The organism is Bacillus sp. 9.4, from assembly GCF_055486415.1.
The window spans coordinates 78694-98407 of sequence record NZ_JBVFMU010000001.1; the positions used below are offsets into that span (position 1 = coordinate 78694).

General features: G+C 41.2%; 21 protein-coding genes and 1 other RNA gene. 11 read left to right on the top strand and 11 right to left on the bottom strand.

Translation table 11 applies throughout. The features are described from left to right. Positions 1 to 107: 107 nt before the first annotated feature. On the bottom strand, positions 108 to 890 hold the full coding sequence (locus ACZ07B_RS00445) for a VLRF1 family aeRF1-type release factor (RefSeq protein WP_348710473.1): 783 nt from the start codon (positions 888 to 890) through the stop codon (positions 108 to 110). A gap of 170 nt (positions 891 to 1060) precedes the next feature. Between ACZ07B_RS00445 and ACZ07B_RS00450 the strand changes: the two genes are divergently transcribed. The 5 genes from ACZ07B_RS00450 (at position 1061) to desR (ending at position 5669) form a co-directional block, all read left to right on the top strand. Next, positions 1061 to 1558 carry an N-acetyltransferase gene (locus tag ACZ07B_RS00450; protein WP_024573291.1) on the top strand — a complete coding sequence of 166 codons (498 nt, stop codon included), beginning with the start codon at positions 1061 to 1063 and terminating at the stop codon, positions 1556 to 1558. A 63-nt stretch (positions 1559 to 1621) separates the two neighbouring features. Next, positions 1622 to 2599, top strand: coding sequence for a S66 family peptidase (locus tag ACZ07B_RS00455; RefSeq protein WP_348710476.1), 978 nt, complete (start codon positions 1622 to 1624; stop codon positions 2597 to 2599). Between the two features lie 161 nt (positions 2600 to 2760). After that, a complete protein-coding gene (gene desA / locus ACZ07B_RS00460; protein WP_004399588.1) occupies positions 2761 to 3819 on the top strand; it encodes a Delta(5) desaturase DesA in 1059 nt (352 codons plus the stop codon). A gap of 119 nt (positions 3820 to 3938) precedes the next feature. After that, positions 3939 to 5051: a two-component sensor histidine kinase DesK gene (gene desK / locus ACZ07B_RS00465; RefSeq protein ID WP_015251908.1), complete on the top strand. Its 1113-nt coding sequence runs from the start codon at positions 3939 to 3941 to the stop codon at positions 5049 to 5051. Positions 5052 to 5069: 18 nt separating this feature from the next. Next, positions 5070 to 5669, top strand: coding sequence for a two-component system response regulator DesR (desR, locus tag ACZ07B_RS00470; protein WP_004399356.1), 600 nt, complete (start codon positions 5070 to 5072; stop codon positions 5667 to 5669). A 598-nt stretch (positions 5670 to 6267) separates the two neighbouring features. Here the strand turns inward: desR and ACZ07B_RS00475 are convergent. From ACZ07B_RS00475 to ACZ07B_RS00500, 6 genes are all read right to left on the bottom strand, one after another. Continuing rightward, complete coding sequence (locus tag ACZ07B_RS00475; RefSeq protein ID WP_153256123.1) at positions 6268 to 7131, bottom strand: LysM peptidoglycan-binding and 3D domain-containing protein; 864 nt, start codon at positions 7129 to 7131, stop codon at positions 6268 to 6270. A gap of 247 nt (positions 7132 to 7378) precedes the next feature. Then, positions 7379 to 9154: a DNA helicase RecQ gene (gene recQ, locus ACZ07B_RS00480; protein ID WP_041351145.1), complete on the bottom strand. Its 1776-nt coding sequence runs from the start codon at positions 9152 to 9154 to the stop codon at positions 7379 to 7381. A 142-nt stretch (positions 9155 to 9296) separates the two neighbouring features. After that, positions 9297 to 9483: non-coding RNA, 6S RNA (ssrS, locus tag ACZ07B_RS00485), on the bottom strand. A gap of 236 nt (positions 9484 to 9719) precedes the next feature. Further along, entirely contained in the window at positions 9720 to 10346 is a 627-nt protein-coding gene (gene azoJ / locus ACZ07B_RS00490) for an FMN-dependent NADH-azoreductase AzoJ (protein WP_003231260.1), read from the bottom strand. Positions 10347 to 10496: 150 nt separating this feature from the next. Further along, complete coding sequence (locus ACZ07B_RS00495) at positions 10497 to 10988, bottom strand: TraR/DksA family transcriptional regulator (RefSeq protein ID WP_003231259.1); 492 nt, start codon at positions 10986 to 10988, stop codon at positions 10497 to 10499. Between the two features lie 74 nt (positions 10989 to 11062). Next, positions 11063 to 11395 carry a hypothetical protein gene (locus ACZ07B_RS00500; RefSeq protein WP_464876748.1) on the bottom strand — a complete coding sequence of 111 codons (333 nt, stop codon included), beginning with the start codon at positions 11393 to 11395 and terminating at the stop codon, positions 11063 to 11065. Between the two features lie 77 nt (positions 11396 to 11472). On the opposite strand from ACZ07B_RS00500, the gene ACZ07B_RS00505 reads away from it, so the two are divergent. Next, entirely contained in the window at positions 11473 to 11700 is a 228-nt protein-coding gene (locus tag ACZ07B_RS00505; protein ID WP_185183845.1) for a hypothetical protein, read from the top strand. On the opposite strand, the gene yocM is transcribed toward ACZ07B_RS00505, so the two are convergent. After that, positions 11687 to 12163: a salt stress-responsive protein YocM gene (gene yocM / locus ACZ07B_RS00510; protein ID WP_042976035.1), complete on the bottom strand. Its 477-nt coding sequence runs from the start codon at positions 12161 to 12163 to the stop codon at positions 11687 to 11689. The two genes, ACZ07B_RS00505 and yocM, sit on opposite strands and share 14 nt — an antisense overlap. Before the next feature lie 66 nt (positions 12164 to 12229). On the opposite strand from yocM, the gene ACZ07B_RS00515 reads away from it, so the two are divergent. Continuing rightward, a complete protein-coding gene (locus ACZ07B_RS00515; RefSeq protein WP_004399338.1) occupies positions 12230 to 12493 on the top strand; it encodes a hypothetical protein in 264 nt (87 codons plus the stop codon). Between the two features lie 4 nt (positions 12494 to 12497). Next, on the top strand, positions 12498 to 12731 hold the full coding sequence (locus tag ACZ07B_RS00520) for a hypothetical protein (RefSeq protein WP_003231251.1): 234 nt from the start codon (positions 12498 to 12500) through the stop codon (positions 12729 to 12731). Positions 12732 to 12816: 85 nt separating this feature from the next. Here ACZ07B_RS00520 and ACZ07B_RS00525 read toward each other — a convergent pair whose 3' ends face one another. Both ACZ07B_RS00525 and ACZ07B_RS00530 read right to left on the bottom strand, forming a co-directional pair. Further along, the gene (locus ACZ07B_RS00525) at positions 12817 to 13161 is read right to left on the bottom strand and encodes a PH domain-containing protein (protein ID WP_003220141.1); all 345 of its coding nucleotides are present in this window, start codon (positions 13159 to 13161) and stop codon (positions 12817 to 12819) included. Positions 13162 to 13516: 355 nt separating this feature from the next. Then, positions 13517 to 13720 (bottom strand): DUF6501 family protein, encoded by a 204-nt coding sequence (locus ACZ07B_RS00530; protein WP_003231245.1) that lies wholly within the window; start codon positions 13718 to 13720, stop codon positions 13517 to 13519. A gap of 229 nt (positions 13721 to 13949) precedes the next feature. Between ACZ07B_RS00530 and dhaS the strand changes: the two genes are divergently transcribed. The 3 genes from dhaS (at position 13950) to ACZ07B_RS00545 (ending at position 18271) form a co-directional block, all read left to right on the top strand. Continuing rightward, positions 13950 to 15437 carry an aldehyde dehydrogenase DhaS gene (gene dhaS, locus ACZ07B_RS00535; protein ID WP_153256127.1) on the top strand — a complete coding sequence of 496 codons (1488 nt, stop codon included), beginning with the start codon at positions 13950 to 13952 and terminating at the stop codon, positions 15435 to 15437. Between the two features lie 100 nt (positions 15438 to 15537). Then, positions 15538 to 17436: a sporulenol synthase gene (sqhC, locus tag ACZ07B_RS00540; RefSeq protein WP_464876749.1), complete on the top strand. Its 1899-nt coding sequence runs from the start codon at positions 15538 to 15540 to the stop codon at positions 17434 to 17436. Further along, on the top strand, positions 17426 to 18271 hold the full coding sequence (locus tag ACZ07B_RS00545) for a superoxide dismutase (protein WP_217003133.1): 846 nt from the start codon (positions 17426 to 17428) through the stop codon (positions 18269 to 18271). The genes sqhC and ACZ07B_RS00545 overlap by 11 nt, the downstream gene beginning before the upstream one ends. Before the next feature lie 32 nt (positions 18272 to 18303). On the opposite strand, the gene ACZ07B_RS00550 is transcribed toward ACZ07B_RS00545, so the two are convergent. Next, positions 18304 to 19641, bottom strand: coding sequence for a sodium-dependent transporter (locus ACZ07B_RS00550; RefSeq protein WP_014480024.1), 1338 nt, complete (start codon positions 19639 to 19641; stop codon positions 18304 to 18306). Positions 19642 to 19714 lie beyond the last annotated feature (73 nt).

The window sequence follows — 19714 nt, forward strand, 5'->3', positions numbered from 1 at the left end:
ATCCAAATCGTATGCAAATTCAAAGAAGATGTCAACGGTTTCGATTGCTTCGTCAGAAATTAGACACACTTCAAAGGCCGGAGGCTATTAGCCCCGGCCTGTTAGGTTTACGCCTCTTTTATCAAATGTTCAATGACCTTATGTTCATTTTCATTCAGCAGGTTCTTTTGAATTTTCGAATGAATGGGTTTATTCATATGCTGATCCAAGATATCGGCCGTTTCTTTATCCCCGGCGATAACCATTCGTTCCCATCTTTTCGCGGCAGCTTTTTGATCAAGGCTGGCAGCCAGCCGCTTATACAGTCTCGATTGGTTCTCTGTTACATGTTCCCTCATCCGGTTCTCTTCAAATCGTGCCGCTTTGTCTACAGCGGAATGGCAATTCTTCCAAGACTCATTGATCATATCATACTCATAACGCTCCACCGCCTCAATTTTTCCTAAAACGGTTTCAATAATTTTCACTTCATGCTGCTGAGTTAAAATAAACGCCGTACTTGGGTATGCCTGGCGCAAACCCTTTAGCTGATCCAGGACAGCTGTTTCTTCCCAGTAAAATCTTGTATCTACAGGGACTTGAAGCTTAATAGGCTCCCATATGCCGCTGTCGGAAACAAAAAACACGAGACTGCGGGGCATGTCTTTTCCTATTGCATTCAAGTATTGATTCATTTTAGCTCTGATTCCATCCAGACACTTTTCCTCCTCTGGATCACTAACTGCCAAATACTCTTTTAATCGGCTGAATCCTGACTTTAGGGCAATCTTCCATTCTCCCCCCTGCTGCTCTGGATCTCTCATGTCTGTATTGAGATACAGGGAGAGAATTTTATCCGGCGGTTCCAATTGGACATACTGTAATTTGTTAATCAATGAATCAATCGCCATTCTGATTCCTCCTTTTTCACAGGTTAGTTTTCTTTTTCCTCTCTTAAAAACGATCAAACCTGACTTTGCGCTAATTTCTAGTAATAATGGAATTGTTGTTTACAATACGCCTCTCTTCTAATACAATTGGTAACTGTGTTTCTAAGCTGTTTTTTGAAAGGAGTTTGATCTTGTTTACTATTAAAGAAAAAAATCGTCAAGAGCTTGAAGAAGAATTAAATGATTTAGAATTTCAAATTTATCGCATGCAGGAGAATATGAAGGATTTATCTAAAGATGCCAAAGTGCTTGGTATTGATCAATCGAACAATGAAGAATGGATGATTGTTTCCTCGATTGATGATGGCCAAACATGCAAAATTATGCTAACTGATTGTAAAACGGCTTACCGAGGAAAAGGCTGTTTTTCACTTGTAGCGTCTTACAAGGACGATGCCATTCATATAGGCGATATAAAAGGCCCTCCGAATCACGGGTTTGGTTCCATTTGCATGAAATATTTAAAAGATATAGCAAGAGACCACAATATACCGAAAGTCACCGGAGACATCGCCAAACGGGATTGGAATCATGTAGACCGGCTGATTCACTTTTATGAAAAACATCAATTCAAAGTATGTATCGATCATGATACCCAATCCGGTAGCATTAAGTGGGTTGATTTGTAAAAAAGTCTGGAAGAAAGAGCCAAGATATGCTGTAATGGTATAAAACCATTGATGGAGGGTTCTATGTACGCCTCAAAACTGAAAATGGGAGACGAAATCCGGATCGTGTCTCCCGCGACCAGCATGTCTATATTATCAAATGAAGCAAAAATCCAAGCAAAAACGGCGTTAGAACGCTTAGGTTATCGGGTAACCATCGCTGAACACGCAAATGAATGTAACGAATTTGATTCATCCTCTATCGAGTCAAGAGTCCAAGATCTGCACGCTGCCTTTTTTGATCCAGGCGTCAAAGCGATTTTAACGACACTCGGAGGGTTTAATTCAAATCAGCTGCTGCGTTATCTTGATTACGAGAAAATCAAACGACATCCAAAAATTCTGTGCGGCTATTCCGATATAACCGCTCTTTGCAACGCTATTTATCAAAAAACGGGTCTTGTTACGTATTCAGGTCCCCACTTCTCAACATTTGCAATGAAAAAAGGACTCGATTATACAGAGGAGTATTTTCTTTCTTGCTGCGCTTCGGACGACCCGTTTGAAATTCTTCCTTCAAGTGAGTGGAGCGATGACCGCTGGTTTTTGGATCAAGAAAACAGGCGTTTTTATCCTAATAACGGCCCTGTTGTAATCCAAGAAGGTTATGCGGAAGGCACTTTAATTGGCGGAAACTTATGCACGCTTAATTTGCTGCAGGGAACGGAGTATTTTCCTGAAACAGAACATACTATTTTATTGATTGAAGATGATTATATGTCAGACATCCACATGTTTGACCGCGATCTGCAATCACTCATCCACCTCCCCGCTTTTTCATATGTAAAGGCGATTTTGATCGGCAGATTTCAGAAAGCATCAAACGTATCAATGGATCTTGTAAAAGCCATGATCGAAACAAAAAAAGAATTATCCGGCATCCCGGTCATCGCAAATATAAATGCCGGACATACCTCGCCAATTGCCACGTTCCCTATAGGAGGAACATGCAGGATTGAAGCTATTTCGGGCACATCACGAATATGGATTGATAAGCATTAATCAGCTTGTAAATTTTTTTACAAGCTTTTTTAGCGCAATCGGTTATGCATGCCGCACGAGACATGACAAATGTCATATAGGAGGCATGATGTGTGCTACTACAAAAGACTTCTCTCATTAGCGTATACTGAACCGAGACACACAATGAGAGGATACTTACTATGACTGAACAAACCATTGCACATAAACAAAAACAGCTGACAAAGCAAGTCGCTGCATTTGCTCAGCCTGAAACAAAAAACAGCCTGATTCAGCTTTTGAACACGTTTATCCCATTCTTCGGCCTGTGGTTTCTTGCTTATCTCAGCCTCGATGTCTCCTATCTTCTTACGTTAGCATTAACGGTGATTGCCGCAGGTTTTCTAACAAGAATTTTTATCATCTTCCATGACTGCTGCCATCAATCTTTTTTCAAACAAAAACGCTATAACCACATTCTCGGTTTTCTGACAGGTGTCCTGACTTTATTCCCGTATCTTCAATGGCAGCACAGCCATTCGATTCATCATGCAACTAGCAGCAATCTGGATAAACGCGGAACAGGAGACATCTGGATGTTAACAGTAAACGAATATAAAGCTGCATCCAGACGAACAAAGCTTGCATACAGACTTTATAGAAACCCGTTTATCATGTTTATTCTCGGACCGATTTATGTTTTTCTGATCACGAACCGTTTTAACAAAAAAGGCGCAAGACGCAAGGAACGTGTAAACACATACCTTACGAATCTGGCAATTGTCGCGTTGGCTGCCGCTTGCTGTCTGATCTTTGGCTGGCAATCGTTTTTACTGGTGCAAGGCCCGATATTTCTGATTTCAGGTTCAATCGGTGTTTGGCTGTTTTATGTGCAGCATACCTTTGAAGATTCTTATTTTGAAGCGGATGAAAACTGGAGCTACGTTCAGGCTGCTGTTGAAGGCAGTTCATTTTATAAACTCCCGAAACTGCTTCAATGGCTAACAGGCAATATCGGTTACCACCACGTTCATCATTTGAGTCCAAAGGTGCCTAACTATAAGCTTGAAGTTGCTCATGAACATCACGAACCATTAAAAAACGTACCGACAATCACCTTAAAAACAAGCCTGCAATCACTCGCCTTCCGTCTATGGGATGAAGATAACAAACAGTTTGTGTCATTTCGGGCTATAAAACATATACCTGTAAGCCTTCCGCCTGATTCACCAGAAAAACAGAAGCTGCGGAAGAATGCCTGATGATAAAGGAGGTCTTCTAATATACTAGAAGGCTTCCTTTTTATTGTTGGAGGGTGCATTCTGGCTTTCACAATGATAAAGTTACAAGTAAGATGAAAAGCTGAAAATGAGGTAAGATCATGATTAAAAATCATTTTACATTTCAAAAACTAAACGGGATTACGCCCTATATATGGACGATATTTTTCATCCTCCCCTTCTACTTTATATGGAAATCATCATCTACATTTGTTATTATTGTCGGCATCATTTTGACGCTTTTATTTTTTTCGGTATATCGATTTGCTTTTGTCTCAAAAGGCTGGACCATTTATTTGTGGGGATTTTTATTAATTGGCATTTCAACCGCCTCCATTACCCTGTTCAGTTATATTTATTTTGCTTTTTTTATCGCGTATTTTATTGGAAACATTAAGGAACGCGTCCCTTTTCATATTTTATATTATGTCCATTTAATAAGCGCAGCCGTCGCAGCCAATTTCAGTCTCGTATTAAAAAAGGAATTCTTTCTGACACAAATTCCTTTTGTCGTCATTACCCTCATCAGCGCAATTTTATTGCCCTTTAGTATAAGAAGCCGCAAGGAGCGCGAACGGCTTGAAGAAAAGCTCGAGGATGCAAATGAACGGATTGCAGAACTGGTAAAATTAGAAGAGCGTCAGCGAATTGCCCGCGATCTCCATGATACGCTTGGGCAAAAGCTTTCTCTTATCGGGTTAAAAAGCGACTTAGCAAGAAAATTGATTTACAAAGATCCCGAACAAGCAGCTCGTGAGCTGAAAAGCGTTCAGCAAACAGCGCGAACTTCTTTAAATGAAGTAAGAAAAATCGTTTCCTCTATGAAGGGCATCCGGCTCAAGGATGAACTGATCAACATCAAACAAATTCTCGAAGCAGCTGACATTATGTTTATCTATGAAGAAGAGAAATGGCCTGAAAATATCTCATTGCTGAATGAAAACATTTTGAGCATGTGCTTAAAGGAAGCTGTCACAAATGTCGTCAAACACAGCCAGGCTAAAACTTGCCGAGTAGACATTCAGCAGCTCTGGAAGGAAGTTGTGATTACAGTCTCTGACGATGGAACATTCAAAGGAGAAGAAAATTCCTTTTCAAAAGGACATGGCTTACTCGGGATGAGAGAACGGCTTGAGTTTGCAAACGGAAGCCTTCACATCGATACCGAAAACGGAACCAAGCTTACCATGGCAATTCCTAATAATTCAAAATAAACATAAAGGATGGCTTATATGATTAGTATATTTATTGCAGAAGATCAGCAAATGCTGCTGGGCGCTTTAGGATCACTTTTAAACCTAGAAGACGATATGGAAGTCGTAGGCAAAGGTACAACCGGCCAAGATGCTGTTGATTTTGTCAAAAAACGCCAGCCTGATGTATGTATTATGGACATTGAAATGCCCGGAAAAACAGGGCTTGAAGCTGCTGAGGAGCTAAAAGATACAGGCTGCAAAATTATCATCTTAACCACCTTCGCCAGACCCGGTTACTTTCAGAGAGCTATTAAAGCTGGCGTTAAAGGCTATTTGTTAAAAGACAGTCCTAGTGAAGAGCTGGCCAACGCCATCCGTAGCGTCATGAATGGAAAACGCATCTATGCACCTGAGCTGATGGAGGACTTATACAGCGAAGCTAACCCTCTTACAGATAGAGAAAAAGAAGTGCTTGAACTTGTGGCTGACGGTAAAAACACAAAAGAAATCGCTCAGGAACTCAGCATCAAAAGCGGGACGGTGCGGAATTATATCTCAATGATTCTAGAAAAGCTTGAAGTGAAAAATCGAATTGAAGCCATTACCCGGTCAAAGGAAAAAGGCTGGTTTAAATAAAAAAGGATCTTGGCATCTGCCAGGATCCTTTTTTGTTAACCTGAAATTCCCGTTTGAGAACCTCGCCGCAACCAGAATTAAATTGATCCATATCCTTGCTCCTATACCCGCTGAACGATTGCTTGGTTAACAGCCCAATAAAAGACTGGATTGAATGATATCCCTGTTAAAATGGTCGGCCATTGCACATCAGCAGAATTTCTGATATTGATTATATTGTATTTTCAGTATGACAAAGTTGTGCCACTTCGCTCCCGAAGCTGCCATGCCCAACTGCAAGAGCCTAATAACACAATAAAAGACCGTCTGAAATCAATCCGATTCCGTAAATGGCATCTGCTACATCCAACTGCTTATTATCTGCCAAAAAAGATACAACATTTCGCTGATCAAAGATATTAACAACCAGCTATAAATGTCATGATGCCGAATGTCTTTGTAATGTGGAATCAATCTTTTAACCCGAGAGCTCCCTGAATCGCACATAAAGAGAAAAACGGGACCACTTTCTTTTATCAGCATATGATATAAACAGCTCTAAGCAGAACAAAAAAAGACACAAGCCAAAAGCTCATGTCTTTTATCACAATCTATATTATTAGTTTAAGACTTTAACACTTACAGTTTTGACGCCCCAATTAGAAGCATCACTTTTATTTGGTACAAATACGTCGATTTTATTTCCTTTAATAGCGCCGCCAGTGTCTGCTGCTGTTGCTTCTCCGTAGCCTTCAACATAGACTTTAGAACCTAGCGGAATTACATTAGGATCAACCGCAATAACTTTCGCGTTCGGGTTCTTATTTAAGTCAATGCCTGTAGCTGTAACGCCGGAAATGCCGCCGTCGTTAGCAGTGTAAGCAGTAGCAGTAACTGTTAGTTCTTTTGAAGCTTCTTGATTATTTGTATTTGATTGAACAGCCTTCTCCTCTGTGTTAACAGAAGTTTCTGCCTCAGCCTTTGTTTCTTGTTTAGGTTGCTGTTGTACAGCTTCTTGTTTAGGTTGCTCTTTTTGCACAGCCTCTTGTTTTGGCGCAGCTTGAGGTGCGTTTGTTTGCGCATTCTCAGTAGCTGTGTTTGCTGCTGTTGCCTGACCTTTTACTGAAAGAGTTGATCCAGCATAGATCATGTCAGAGCTTAAGTTATTCCAAACTTTCAGGTTGTTGACTGTCGTTCCGAATTTTTGAGCAATCTTAGAAAGCGTGTCTCCCGCTTTAATTGTATATTGCCCAGTCGTGGTTGTTTCTTCTGAAGAAATGGTCAGTTTTTCTCCTGCAATGATTTTATCAGAAGTTAACTTGTTCCATTCTTTTAAGTCCTTTAGGTTCACTCCATTTTTCTGAGAGATTCCCCAGAGCGTATCACCCTTTTGCACCGTAATTTCTTTTGCAGAAGCGTGAGCTCCGAATGCAGTTGTTGAAAGTGCAGCAACTGCCACAAAGGACATAATCGTCTTCTTCATAAGTAAATCCTCCCTTGTTAGCTTTTTATTGGCGGCTAACAGGTGATATCGTAACACACGTAAATGTCAAATCAATAACAAAAAGATATGATTTAGATTACAGTTCCTTTACATGAAGGATTTCTCTCTGATGGAAAGACTTGCTGAACCCTTGATATAATAGGCTTCGCAGGTCTTTTTATTTTGAGGTAAAACAGAGAAAATAAAATGTGTTTTTTATAGAAAAAAAGATTGTTTTTCTGTTTTTTTAGTCTGTCATCCTTGCATAAGCTTGTATTTCTTGTAAAAAAAGCCGGCCGTATTTTGCTCTTTTTTGTTCTCCGACTCCTTTTATAGACAAAAGTTCATCATCATTTACGGGCTGTTTTCCTGACATTTCTTTTAACGTTTGGTCAGAGAAAACAACAAATGGCGGAACGCCCTGCTCAGCCGCAATTTCTTTCCGAACCATGCGCAATCGTTCAAATAGCTCGTCATTTTCAGTAATCGCTGCCGCTTTTAACGCTTCTTTTCTCGCTACTGATAATTCTCCTTTCAGCACATTCCTTCCTTTACTGCTGACAAAAAGAGTCGGAAACGTTCCGTCTGACATCCTAATGAAGTCGTCAGAAATAAGAAATTCGATAAAATCACTGATTTCGCCAACGGATTGGTGTTTTAATATCCCGTATGTTGAAAGGTCTGAAAAGCCATTTTCAAGAACTTTTTTATTTTTGGAGCCGGCAAGCACCTGGGCAACCATCGTCTTGCCAAACCGTTCTTTCATACGAATGATACAGGATAAGACCATTTGCGCCTCCCGCGTCACGTCATGGGCCGCTCTTGTATCGGTACAGTTTCCGCACTGTCCGCACGCATCAGGCTCCTTTTCTCCGAAATACATAAGGATAAAACGCTGCAGACAATCTTCCGTATGACAGTAGTCGACCATTTGTCTCAGCTTTTTTAAATCCTGCTTTTGTTTCTCTTCATGTTCTGATTGCTCAATTAAGAAGCGCTGCACCATAATATCCTGCGGTGAAAACAGGAGAACACATTCACTGGCAAGACCGTCTCGTCCAGCTCGTCCTGCCTCTTGATAATAGCTTTCCATATCTTTCGGAATTTGTGCATGCAGAACAAATCTGATATTTGATTTATCAATACCCATTCCAAAAGCAGAGGTTGCCACCATTACTTGAAGCTCATCATTAAGAAACCTTTCCTGCTGCTCTTTTCTCACATCATCAGCCAAACCTCCATGATACCGGCCTGCCCTGACCTGGTTTCGTTTCAATCTCTCATATATCCGATCAGCTTCTTTTCTGGTCGCTGTATAGACAATTCCTGCTTCATGCCTGTTGTTTTGCACATATTCGTCTATAAACCGATCTTTATTTTCTCCTTTTACTACTTTAAAGGTTAAATTCTCTCGGGAAAATCCGGTATATACCGTGTTTTCTTTTTGAATATGCAGCTGTTTGCAAATATCATCATGAACCTCGGGTGTGGCTGTTGCTGTTAACGCCATGATGACAGGCTTGTCGTGTAATTCACGGAACAAGATTTCAATATTCCTGTAGCTTGGCCTGAAATCATGGCCCCATTGAGAAATACAATGCGCCTCGTCTATTGCGACCAAAGGAACATCTATGCCCTGCAAAATCCGGATAAACTCTGTGGACGTTAGTCGCTCTGGTGTAATGTAAAAAAGCTTATAAGCCCCTTCTTTGAGTCCGTTCAGCCTCTCATATATTTCCTGATTGGATTGTGTGCTGTTAATGTAGGCGGCGTTAATCCCCGCTTCTTCTAACGCATCAACTTGATCCTTCATCAAGGAAATCAACGGTGATATGACGATCGTCGTCCCTTCAAACATTAATGCCGGAATTTGATAGCAAATCGATTTGCCGCCTCCCGTCGGCATAATGCAGGCCGTATTTTGCCTCGCTTCCGTCACCAAGCGGATCGCTTCATCTTGGCCGCTCCGAAACTTCTCATAACCAAAATAATGAGCCAGAAGGGATTGGGCTCTATGTAACATAACGTGTAAACCTCGCTTTTCCTTGAATTTCTCCCATCATATCATAAAAAAGCGGCCTTCATTTCTTTCACACAAAAATGGAATATTCACTATACCAAACCTTTTTAGATAAAATAAAAAGCCATTTCCAAAAAAGGAAATGGCTTTCGCTACGTCTTGCCGTATGCAAGTAAGAAAGTTTTAAACCACCACTCCTCAAAGTGGGTGTTTGCAGAAACGTTCCTGTCGTCCTCTGCAATGGAGGCATGACATTCCGGCTTCGATATAAAACTCCCTATTACAGCTTAAAGGTTAAAACTTAATTAACAATACGCACAAAGTAGCTTCTTTAATATAGTACACCATCAGGCGGTTTTAATCAAGAGGTCAGAACAATTGTTTAGAAAAACTTTTTCCAGTGAATAAAACTGCTTTTTCTCCAAAATACCTGACAATTCGACAAACAAAAAATATATTACAATAAAAAAAACAGCCTTTTTCGCTAAAAGCAAATGATTATTTTCTTCTATATTAATGTGTATATACAAAAAGACTCCTATTTGTAACGATAGGAGTCTTGGCTTTATTAGAATTTTGCAGCAAGATCTTTTGCTTCTTGTAAACCTTTTTCAACGATTTCTTGCGCTTGATCAGGTGCTGCGTTATGTCCTTCGATGACAACTGTGTGCAAGTCTTGAACACCCCAGAAACCAAGAACTGTTTTCATGAAGTTTAATGACATTTCAAGTGCAGCCATTGGTCCTTCTGAGTAGACACCGCCGCGAGCGTTAAGAAGCGCAACTTTTTTGCCGCCCATTAAACCGACTGGTCCTTCTTGTGTGTATTTGAATGTAACGCCTGCGCGAGACAGATAATCAACATAAGTATGAAGCACTGCTGGCACTGTGAAGTTCCAAAGCGGGAATGCGAAAACAACTTTGTCAGCTTTTACAAACTGGTTCAGATATTTGTCAGCAATTGCTGCTTGTTTTTTCTCATCTTCTGTCATTTCCATTCCTTGACCTGCTTTAAATGTTCCGTTAATCATATCTCTGCCAAGGTAAGGAAGGTTTTCCTTATGAAGATCTAATTCAACCACTTCATCATTAGGGTTGTTTTCTTTATAAGCAGCTAAGAAAGCTTCGTAAAGTTTAGTTGAAACGCCTTCTTCAGCTGTACGGTCGCTTGATTTTACAAATAAAACTGTAGACATTTGTATTCCTCCCGGTAAACTTTTTATATTTACTTACAAATAGTATGTTACTTTCTTTTTTACGCAAAGTCAATCACTTTATTTTGAATATGAGATTTTTTTTCAAAAAAAAGCAAGTACATCTAATATCGGTGTACTTGCTTGCCATTTTTACTTCGAATCTTGTTCACGATCTAAGATTTCATACGTCTGCGAGCTTTTTTGATCAATTGTTTCTTTGTTGGATAAGTCTTTTACCTGTTCATGAAACTCTCTTTCATAAGAAGGAGCATCTGTCTCCAGATCATCCTCCACATCAGCTTGGGCCTCAACTGTCATTCTTGCATAAGGAACAGCTTCAAGTCTTTCGTAAGGAATCTCTTGACCGGTTTTTTCACACACGCCGTAAGTTCCGTCTTTCATCTTTTGTAATGCACGGTTGACCTCCTCTAACAGCTCCCGGTCAATCTCTTTCACTGTTTGGTCTGTCATCCGGTCTGTGACGAGCGTCCCGTGGTCTGCCATATGGTTGTCAACCCCGTTGGAAAGCTCCCCCACTTCTTCCGTCATTGATTCTGTTTCCTTTTTCTCGCCAGACAATTCTTTTTGCATATCGAGCAATTTATGATAGAGATGCTGTGTTTGTTCTTTTGTCAGTGCCATGTATATCCTCTCCTTTCTATCCTGTTTCCCGTTTTGCCTTCTGTCAAACATGGGAACATCGATGGAAAGATGAGCTACTGCCTTTTTGAACGGATCGTGACCGCTGGCGTCGATGGTGCTTCGGGTTTTCGTTGGCACTTTTTGTCCTTCTCTTCTGGCGGTATATAATAGGTTGCGCCTATATTTAATCTGCCGCTCAGTTCATCAATGGTCAGCTCGCCGAATTCAAGATGATAGTCAACTTTTTCGACATTCAGCGTTTCAATATGTATATAGGTTTCTTCAGACTCCTGTTTGCTGCTTTGTTTCTGTTTCTCAAGCACTGAAAGTTTTTCTTCACATTCACGCAGTTTGTCAAGTTCTGGTTTCAAGCAATGCCTGATCAGCGACCGGAACATTTTTTTCATGACATCACGACCCTTTGCATACTCCTCTTTCGTCTACATATATAATGAGGTATATCCCATAGAAAGGAGAGGTTTTCATGCTTCCGACTAACATCAATATTTCTCATCTCAAGACTAACTCGATAGGCACCGGCTCATCCCTTACCTTTGGTTCTGCGGAGTTAAGGAACAGGTGCTCTGCTATCAAAAGAAATAACGGTTTTGGGGAACAAAATGCAGATGCTATTGTCATGGTCATTCCGATTGAATCAATTGATGACCGTGATGGGGCAGATGCACTCAGTATGAAAATCAATCATCAATAACAATGGTTTTCGCTTGACCTTCGTCTTTTTGAATGGTGATGTATAGGATTCCGTCTTTAAAAATGGCATTCATCTTTCCATGAAGATGGTCGGAAAGCGGAATTTTCTTTTCAAAACTTCCGTATTTCCCTTCTTTTTGGCGAAAGTCCTGTTCATTAAAATAGGAAAAGCGCTGCCCCTTCACCACTAAATAATCTCCGTACGATAATATGTGAACGTCTTGTTTACGGTAGCCTGGAAGATAAATTAAAAACTGCACTTCCGTAACGGTATCTACAATATCCATGCTCGGAAATGAAGCATCTCCTTTCCCTCGCTGATCTTGCTGCGCAAACGGAAACGGAGATTGGCCATTTGTCATAAAAGGGGTTTTTTGGTCTTCATCAAATACCTGTTTCCAAAAGTCACCGCCGTACATCTGCTGTGCGAATTCCATCCACTGCTTCATCTTTTCGAAATCCATTTGAAGCCCCCTGTCTTAACATACTTTATAACCGCCAGCATACAACTATAGAAAGGAGGTTTGCCTGTGGTTCAACCAACTCCGTATATCAATATTAATATTTTCATGCTGAAAATTAATTCCTTTGAAAATGCTTCAGCTGTAAACGTAGGACAAAATTTATTGGCAGAATGGCAAAATTCAGATAAAAAAAATCAAGGCTACGGACAGAATTTTGGAGATGCGAGCGGATTTATGGGCACGAGAAGCCATGTGGATGACAGAGACCAAATTGATTCTCCGGCCTCTTTTGAAAGTGAAGCGGTTAACTCCTCAATCAAAAGGAAGTGATGAGATGTTCTTTTCACCCTCCGTCGTGAATGTCGGTGGATTTAAAATCAATACGATGGACCGTGGTTCCTCTTTAACACTCGGTCCGTATCAGCAGGTCGATTACTTTTTATCAGCTAAAATAAATCAAGGGTTTGGAGAAGAAAATGGCGACTTTACTCCTCTTGTCGTACCGATTTCAAATGTATTAGATGCAGATCTCGTTGATTCGAACTCAGCGAAAAACAGTGTGGTGTAATAAGAACAGGGCGCACATGCCCTGTTCTTGTTTTTATATATAAAAAAAGCCTAACCATTTTTTGAACGGCTGGCTCATCAAATATTCAGCTGCACAAATGCTTTGTCAGCACCGCCTGAACCTCGCTTAAATCGGTGTCTTTCGCAAATTCTAATTCGAACGTTTTGCTTCTTGTCATCAATAAAAGCCCAGTGTCCGGATCAAACATTCCCGCTTCTTGGATGGCAAAGCTTTCAATTGTTTTATATGGAAGAAATACACGAACCTTCTTTTTGGAAAACATTTTATTGTCAAAGAAAATGATCCGCTTATTTGTAAAGCAAATTTGGTCCACTCGGAGCTTATAAATCGATTCTATTCTTTCCCCTTCAACGAGCAAAGCCTCAAGCTTCTTTGCGTCCGTTGATCTGCTAACAGAAAAAATACCCAATGAAGAACCCCTCTTTCTGCATTTATCTATTTGTTTTATCATTCACTACATAAAAATAAGTCCTTTATCCCTATATAAGAATACGACATAGAAGACATTTAAACCATTACGAACAGATTACATTTTTCAAATTTTTGATTTGTTTTTGGCTTTTAAGCTGTTGTCATCAAGTAATACGCACATATAGAGAAAAAAGTTTCAATATTCAGCAATGTTTTTATAAAAAAGTGGTTTTTAATGATTTTTTTAATTTTGTTTTATATTTCCTGTTTTAACCACAAAAAAACCGCAGCTGAGCTGCGGTTTTATGTATCGACTGCTTTTAACAAAATCTGTTTGATGCTTCAAGGAAGCATTACATCTCTTCGAAGTATTCTTTATAATAGCCGCCGACTTTATTCGTATTGTCGACCACAAAGAGAAACTCCTCTGTTTCATTTTTTACTTCATATTCTTTTCCCGGCGTTAAAACGCGGTTTACGATATATTTTTTTGCGTTTGTCTGCACACACTTTACTTTTTTAATTGTTTCTTTTTCAAGCCAATTTTTATGAATCATGATGAAATCTCCTTTTCTTATCTATAAGCTTATTGTAGCTTTTTTCTTTTGTAAATTGCAATATCGGTTATTCATTGATTTTGCCTTGATTTCTATTATAGAATGTTTGTATACGCTTACGTTTGAAATAAATATCACAGCTTATTTCTGCTATTCAATTCAGGAATCAATGTGCTATCACCAAGAATCTCAGAACAGACCATAAAAAATGACTGGAGGTTTGTTACGGATGAGTTCTTTAACGATGCAAGTGACGAAAAGGCTGGAGACATTTTTACAGGGAACAAAGAAGCTTTATATTGACGGAAAGTTTGTTCCGAGTGCCTCAGGGGCAACCTTTGACACTCCAAACCCGGCGACTGGCGAAACCTTGATGACGCTGTATGAAGCCCAGGCTGCGGATGTGGACAAAGCGGTTAAAGCTGCCCGGAAAGCCTTTGACCAAGGTGAATGGAGAACAATGTCTCCAGCTTCGAGAAGCAGACTGATGTATAAGCTGGCAGACTTAATGGAAGAGCATAAAACTGAGCTTGCTCAGCTTGAAACACTTGATAATGGGAAACCGATCAATGAAACGACTAATGGAGATATTCCGCTGGCTATTGAGCATATGCGTTATTACGCCGGCTGGTGTACAAAAATAACAGGACAGACGATTCCGGTTTCCGGCGCTTATTTTAATTATACGCGTCATGAGCCTGTCGGTGTCGTCGGCCAGATCATTCCATGGAATTTCCCGCTCCTGATGGCAATGTGGAAAATGGGCGCGGCACTTGCAACAGGCTGTACAATCGTCCTCAAACCGGCTGAACAAACACCGCTTTCAGCTCTTTATTTGGCAGAATTAATTGACCAAGCCGGTTTCCCTGCCGGTGTAATCAACATCATCCCAGGATTCGGTGAAGATGCGGGAGAAGCGCTGACGAACCACGAAGCGATTGATAAAATTGCCTTTACCGGTTCCACTGAAATCGGAAAGAAAATCATGTCCACCGCAGCGAAAAGCATTAAGCGTGTTACATTGGAGCTGGGCGGAAAATCGCCAAATATTCTTCTGCCGGATGCGAATTTGAAAAAAGCCATCCCGGGCGCTTTAAACGGTGTGATGTTTAACCAGGGTCAAGTCTGCTGTGCGGGCTCACGTGTCTTCATTCATAAAGACCAATATGATGAAGTTGTTGATGAAATGGCATCCTATGCTGAGTCACTCCGCCAAGGAGCGGGACTTCATAAAGATACTCAAATCGGGCCTCTCGTAAGCAAGGAACAGCATGAGCGCGTTCTTTCCTATATTCAAAAAGGAAAAGATGAAGGAGCAAAAGCAGTGACCGGCGGAAGCTGTCCTTTTGAAGCAGGATATTTTGTCGCACCGACTGTGTTTGCGAATGTTGAAGACGAAATGACCATCGCAAAAGAAGAAATTTTCGGACCCGTGCTGACTGCAATTCCGTACGAAACAGTCGATGAAGTTATTGAACGGGCAAACCATTCAGAATATGGGCTTGCGGCCGGACTATGGACAGAGAACGTCAAGCAAGCACACTATATCGCGGACCGACTTCAAGCCGGAACCGTTTGGGTGAACTGCTATAATGTGTTTGACGCGGCGTCTCCATTTGGCGGTTATAAACAGTCAGGACTCGGACGAGAAATGGGATCATATGCCTTGGATAATTACACAGAAGTCAAAAGTGTATGGATAAACCTTGAAGACTAACATGTATGTTTAAAAAACTGCTGCCTGCCAGCAGTTTTTTTCTTTCTGTAATGGCAGTAAAAGACGCTGAATATATATGCTTCTGAAGGAGTTGAGCGTGATGGGCACACTTCAGGAGAAAGTGAGGCGTTTCCAAAAGAAAACCATTACGGAGTTAAGAGACAGGCAAAATGCTGATGGTTCATGGACATTTTGCTTTGAAGGACCAATCATGACAAATTCCTTTTTTATTTTGCTCCTTACCTCACTAGATGAAGGCGAAAACGAAAAAGAACTGATATCAGCCCTTGCAGCCGGCATTCATGCAAAACAGCAGCCCGACGGCACATTTATCAACTATCCCGATGAAACGCGCGGAAATCTAACGGCTACCGTCCAAGGATATGTCGGGATGCTGGCTTCAGGATGTTTTCACAGATCTGAGCCGCACATGAAGAAAGCTGAACAATTTATCATCTCACATGGCGGTTTGAGACATGTTCATTTTATGACAAAATGGATGCTTGCCGCGAACGGGCTTTATCCTTGGCCTGCTTTGTATTTACCATTATCACTCATGGCGCTCCCCCCAACATTGCCGATTCATTTCTATCAGTTCAGCTCATATGCCCGTATTCATTTTGCTCCTATGGCTGTAACACTCAATCAGCGATTTGTCCTTATTAACCGCAATATTTCATCTCTTCGCCATCTCGATCCGCACATGACAAAAAATCCTTTCACTTGGCTTCGGTCTGATGCTTTCGAAGAAAGAGAACTCACGTCTATTTTGTCACATTGGAAACGCGTTTTTCATGCACCATTTGCTTTTCAGCAGCTGGGCCTACAGACAGCTAAAACGTATATGCTGGACCGGATTGAAAAAGACGGAACATTATACAGCTATGCGAGCGCAACCATATATATGGTTTACAGCCTTCTGTCACTTGGTGTGTCACGCTATTCTCCTGTTATTAGGAGGGCGATTACCGGCATTAAATCACTGGTGACTAAATGCAACGGGATTCCTTATCTGGAAAACTCTACTTCAACTGTTTGGGATACAGCTCTAATCAGCTATGCCCTTCAAAAAAATGGTGTGACTGAAACGGATGGCTCTGTTACAAAAGCAGCCGACTTTTTGCTAGAACGCCAGCATACCAAAACAGCAGATTGGTCTGTCAAAAATCCAAATTCAGTTCCTGGCGGCTGGGGGTTTTCAAACATTAATACAAATAACCCTGACTGTGACGACACTGCAGCCGTTTTAAAGGCGATTCCCCGCAATCATTCTCCTGCAGCATGGGAGCGAGGGGTATCTTGGCTTTTATCGATGCAAAACAATGACGGCGGATTTTCTGCTTTCGAAAAAAACGTGAACCACCCACTGATCCGCCTTCTGCCGCTTGAATCCGCCGAGGACGCTGCAGTTGACCCTTCAACCGCCGACCTCACCGGACGTGTACTGCACTTTTTAGGCGAGAAAGTTGGCTTCACAGAAAAACATCAACATATTCAACGCGCAGTGAAGTGGCTTTTCGAACATCAGGAACAAAATGGGTCATGGTACGGCAGATGGGGTGTTTGCTACATTTACGGCACTTGGGCTGCTCTTACCGGTATGCATGCATGCGGGGTTGACCGAAAGCATCCCGGTATACAAAAGGCTCTGCGTTGGCTCAAATCCATACAAAATGATGACGGAAGCTGGGGAGAATCCTGCAAAAGCGCCGAAATCAAAACATATGTACCGCTTCATAGAGGAACCATTGTACAAACGGCCTGGGCTTTAGACGCTTTGCTCACATATGAAAATTCCGAACATCCGTCTGTTGTGAAAGGCATGCAATACCTTACCGACAGCAGTTCGCATAGCGCCGATAGCCTCGCGTATCCAGCAGGGATCGGATTGCCGAAGCAATTTTATATTCGCTATCACAGTTATCCATATGTGTTCTCTTTGCTGGCTGTCGGGAAGTATTTAGATTCTATTAAAAAGGAGACAGCAAATGAAACGTGAATCTTATCAAACGGAAATGTTCAATTGGTGTGAAGCCCTGAAAGATCAGATTCAAAAGCGAGGTCAGCTTGACCAGTTTGAAGATCAAATCGACAAGATGATTGAGGCTCTGGAAGATGAGCAAACAACAGAAGAAGATTGGTATAAACAGGCCGCTGCCCTTTATCGGGATATTACAGAATCAGATGATACAAGTGAAAGACGCGCTTATGTCCCTATAGGGAAACACGTGCTGCCAAAGCTTCCTTACAAATACTCCGCCTTAGAACCTTATATTTCACGCGATATTATGGTCCTTCATCATACAAAACATCATCAAAGCTATGTCGATGGCCTGAACAAAGCAGAATCAGAGCTTAAAAAAGCGAGAGCAACAAAGAATTATGACTTAATCACTCATTGGGAAAGAGAGCTTGCGTTCCATGGAGCGGGCCATTATTTGCACAGTATTTTTTGGTTTTCTATGCATCCAAACGGAAAGCGGCGTCCTACAGGAGCATTGTTCCAAATGATAGACCTTTCATTTGGAAGCTATTCCGCTTTTAAAGAACATTTTACCCAAGCCGCTAAAAAAGTGGAAGGCGTCGGCTGGGCCATTCTGGTCTGGGCACCTCGATCAGGACGGCTGGAGATTTTAACGGCAGAAAAACACCAGCTCTTCAGCCAATGGGATGTAATCCCCCTTTTACCGCTTGACGTATGGGAGCATGCCTACTATTTGCAATACAAAAATGACCGGGCCAGCTATGTCGATCACTGGTGGAATGTCGTGGATTGGCGCGAGGCAGAAAAACGTTTTGAGCAGGCAAAAGAAGTCGTTTGGAAGCTCTATTAAAAAAAGCCCCCTTTCCCCGGGGGCTTCGTGTTTTAAAAAATCCCTACCACATGCAAAAACACGATGATAATGGCAACAGGAGATAGATATCGAATGAGCAGCAGCCAAACAGCAAACCACTTTCGTTTGAGATTGGAACCGCTTTTCAGCTCGTCAAACAAATCCTGTTTCGGTATTTTTAGTGGGACAAAAATCGAAATCAGTAACGCACCTAACGGCATTAAAATATTGCTCACAAGATAGTCGGCGGCATCAAAAATAGACAGATGAAATATAGAGACGTCACTTAAGACGCCGTATGATAATGCAGACGGCACACCGACAATAAAAATAGCAATTCCGCCTAACCAAGCGAATCGTTTTCTCTTATTGACATCGCCTTTCGAAAGTACTGCGACCAAAATTTCCAGCATTGAAAAAGCAGATGTCAATGCAGCAAATAAAAATAGAAGTAAAAATGCTAATAAAAAGATAATTCCGAACGGCATTTGATTAAACACAGTCGGCAGCACGTTAAATAACAGAACCGGGCCTTGGTCTGGTTTGAGGCCGAATGAAAAGACAGCTGGAAAAATCGCAATTCCGGCCATTACAGCAACAAGCATGTTCATAACAGTTACAGATACAGCGGACTGTACCAGATTTTCCTGTTTCTCTAAATAAGCGCTATACGTTACCATGACAGATACACCGACACTTAATAAGAAAAAGGATTGTCCCATTGCATATAAAATGGTATTGGCATCAATTGCAGTTAAATCAGGCATCAGGAAAAATTTAATTCCTTCCATCGCGCCATCAAGTGTAACCGAACGCACCATTAAAATGATGAATAATAGAAAAAGCGCTGGCATTAATACTTGGCTTGCTTTTTCAATTCCGCTGCTTACCCCTTTTGCAACAACTAAAATTGTTACCACCATAAAGAGCAGCTGGCCTCCCACAGCCAAATAAGGATTTGAAATGGTACTTGCAAATATCGTATCAAAACCAGATGTCTGCGATAAACCGCCAGTGAAGCCTTTTATAATATAAATTAAAATCCATCCGCCGACGACACTGTAGAAAGATAGAAGAATAAAGCATGTCACCATGCCTAAATAACCGATCCAATGCCACTTCGTTCCTGGAGCAAGTGTTTTATAGGACTGAACGGCATCTTTCTGTGTTCTTCTGCCTATGATGAATTCACCTAACAATAAAGGCAGTCCGATTAAAACCGTAAATAAAATAAAAATAAGTAAAAATGCGCCTCCGCCGCTGGTTCCGGCAACATATGGGAATTTCCATATCGCACCAAGCCCGATAGCTGATCCTGCCGCGGCTAAAATAAAGCCGAGCTTCGAAGACCATTGATTTGCTTCCTTCACCGTATCACTCCTATTTGATCTAACCATTATAAAGGTTCATTGTAAGAATATCTTCCTATATAGTCAAGAACAT

What these genes read in the sequence shown, in the direction of transcription:
- ACZ07B_RS00445 (WP_348710473.1), bottom strand. Translation starts at nt 890, where the DNA reads ATGGCGATTGATTCATTGATTAACAAATTACAGTATGTCCAATTGGAA.
- ACZ07B_RS00455 (WP_348710476.1), top strand. Translation starts at nt 1,622, where the DNA reads ATGTACGCCTCAAAACTGAAAATGGGAGACGAAATCCGGATCGTGTCT.
- desA (WP_004399588.1), top strand. Translation starts at nt 2,761, where the DNA reads ATGACTGAACAAACCATTGCACATAAACAAAAACAGCTGACAAAGCAA.
- desK (WP_015251908.1), top strand. Translation starts at nt 3,939, where the DNA reads ATGATTAAAAATCATTTTACATTTCAAAAACTAAACGGGATTACGCCC.
- desR (WP_004399356.1), top strand. Translation starts at nt 5,070, where the DNA reads ATGATTAGTATATTTATTGCAGAAGATCAGCAAATGCTGCTGGGCGCT.
- ACZ07B_RS00475 (WP_153256123.1), bottom strand. Translation starts at nt 7,131, where the DNA reads ATGAAGAAGACGATTATGTCCTTTGTGGCAGTTGCTGCACTTTCAACA.
- recQ (WP_041351145.1), bottom strand. Translation starts at nt 9,154, where the DNA reads ATGTTACATAGAGCCCAATCCCTTCTGGCTCATTATTTTGGTTATGAG.
- azoJ (WP_003231260.1), bottom strand. Translation starts at nt 10,346, where the DNA reads ATGTCTACAGTTTTATTTGTAAAATCAAGCGACCGTACAGCTGAAGAA.
- ACZ07B_RS00495 (WP_003231259.1), bottom strand. Translation starts at nt 10,988, where the DNA reads ATGGCACTGACAAAAGAACAAACACAGCATCTCTATCATAAATTGCTC.
- ACZ07B_RS00500 (WP_464876748.1), bottom strand. Translation starts at nt 11,395, where the DNA reads ATGAAAAAAATGTTCCGGTCGCTGATCAGGCATTGCTTGAAACCAGAA.
- ACZ07B_RS00505 (WP_185183845.1), top strand. Translation starts at nt 11,473, where the DNA reads ATGCTTCCGACTAACATCAATATTTCTCATCTCAAGACTAACTCGATA.
- yocM (WP_042976035.1), bottom strand. Translation starts at nt 12,163, where the DNA reads ATGGATTTCGAAAAGATGAAGCAGTGGATGGAATTCGCACAGCAGATG.
- ACZ07B_RS00520 (WP_003231251.1), top strand. Translation starts at nt 12,498, where the DNA reads ATGTTCTTTTCACCCTCCGTCGTGAATGTCGGTGGATTTAAAATCAAT.
- ACZ07B_RS00530 (WP_003231245.1), bottom strand. Translation starts at nt 13,720, where the DNA reads ATGATTCATAAAAATTGGCTTGAAAAAGAAACAATTAAAAAAGTAAAG.
- dhaS (WP_153256127.1), top strand. Translation starts at nt 13,950, where the DNA reads ATGAGTTCTTTAACGATGCAAGTGACGAAAAGGCTGGAGACATTTTTA.
- sqhC (WP_464876749.1), top strand. Translation starts at nt 15,538, where the DNA reads ATGGGCACACTTCAGGAGAAAGTGAGGCGTTTCCAAAAGAAAACCATT.
- ACZ07B_RS00545 (WP_217003133.1), top strand. Translation starts at nt 17,426, where the DNA reads ATGAAACGTGAATCTTATCAAACGGAAATGTTCAATTGGTGTGAAGCC.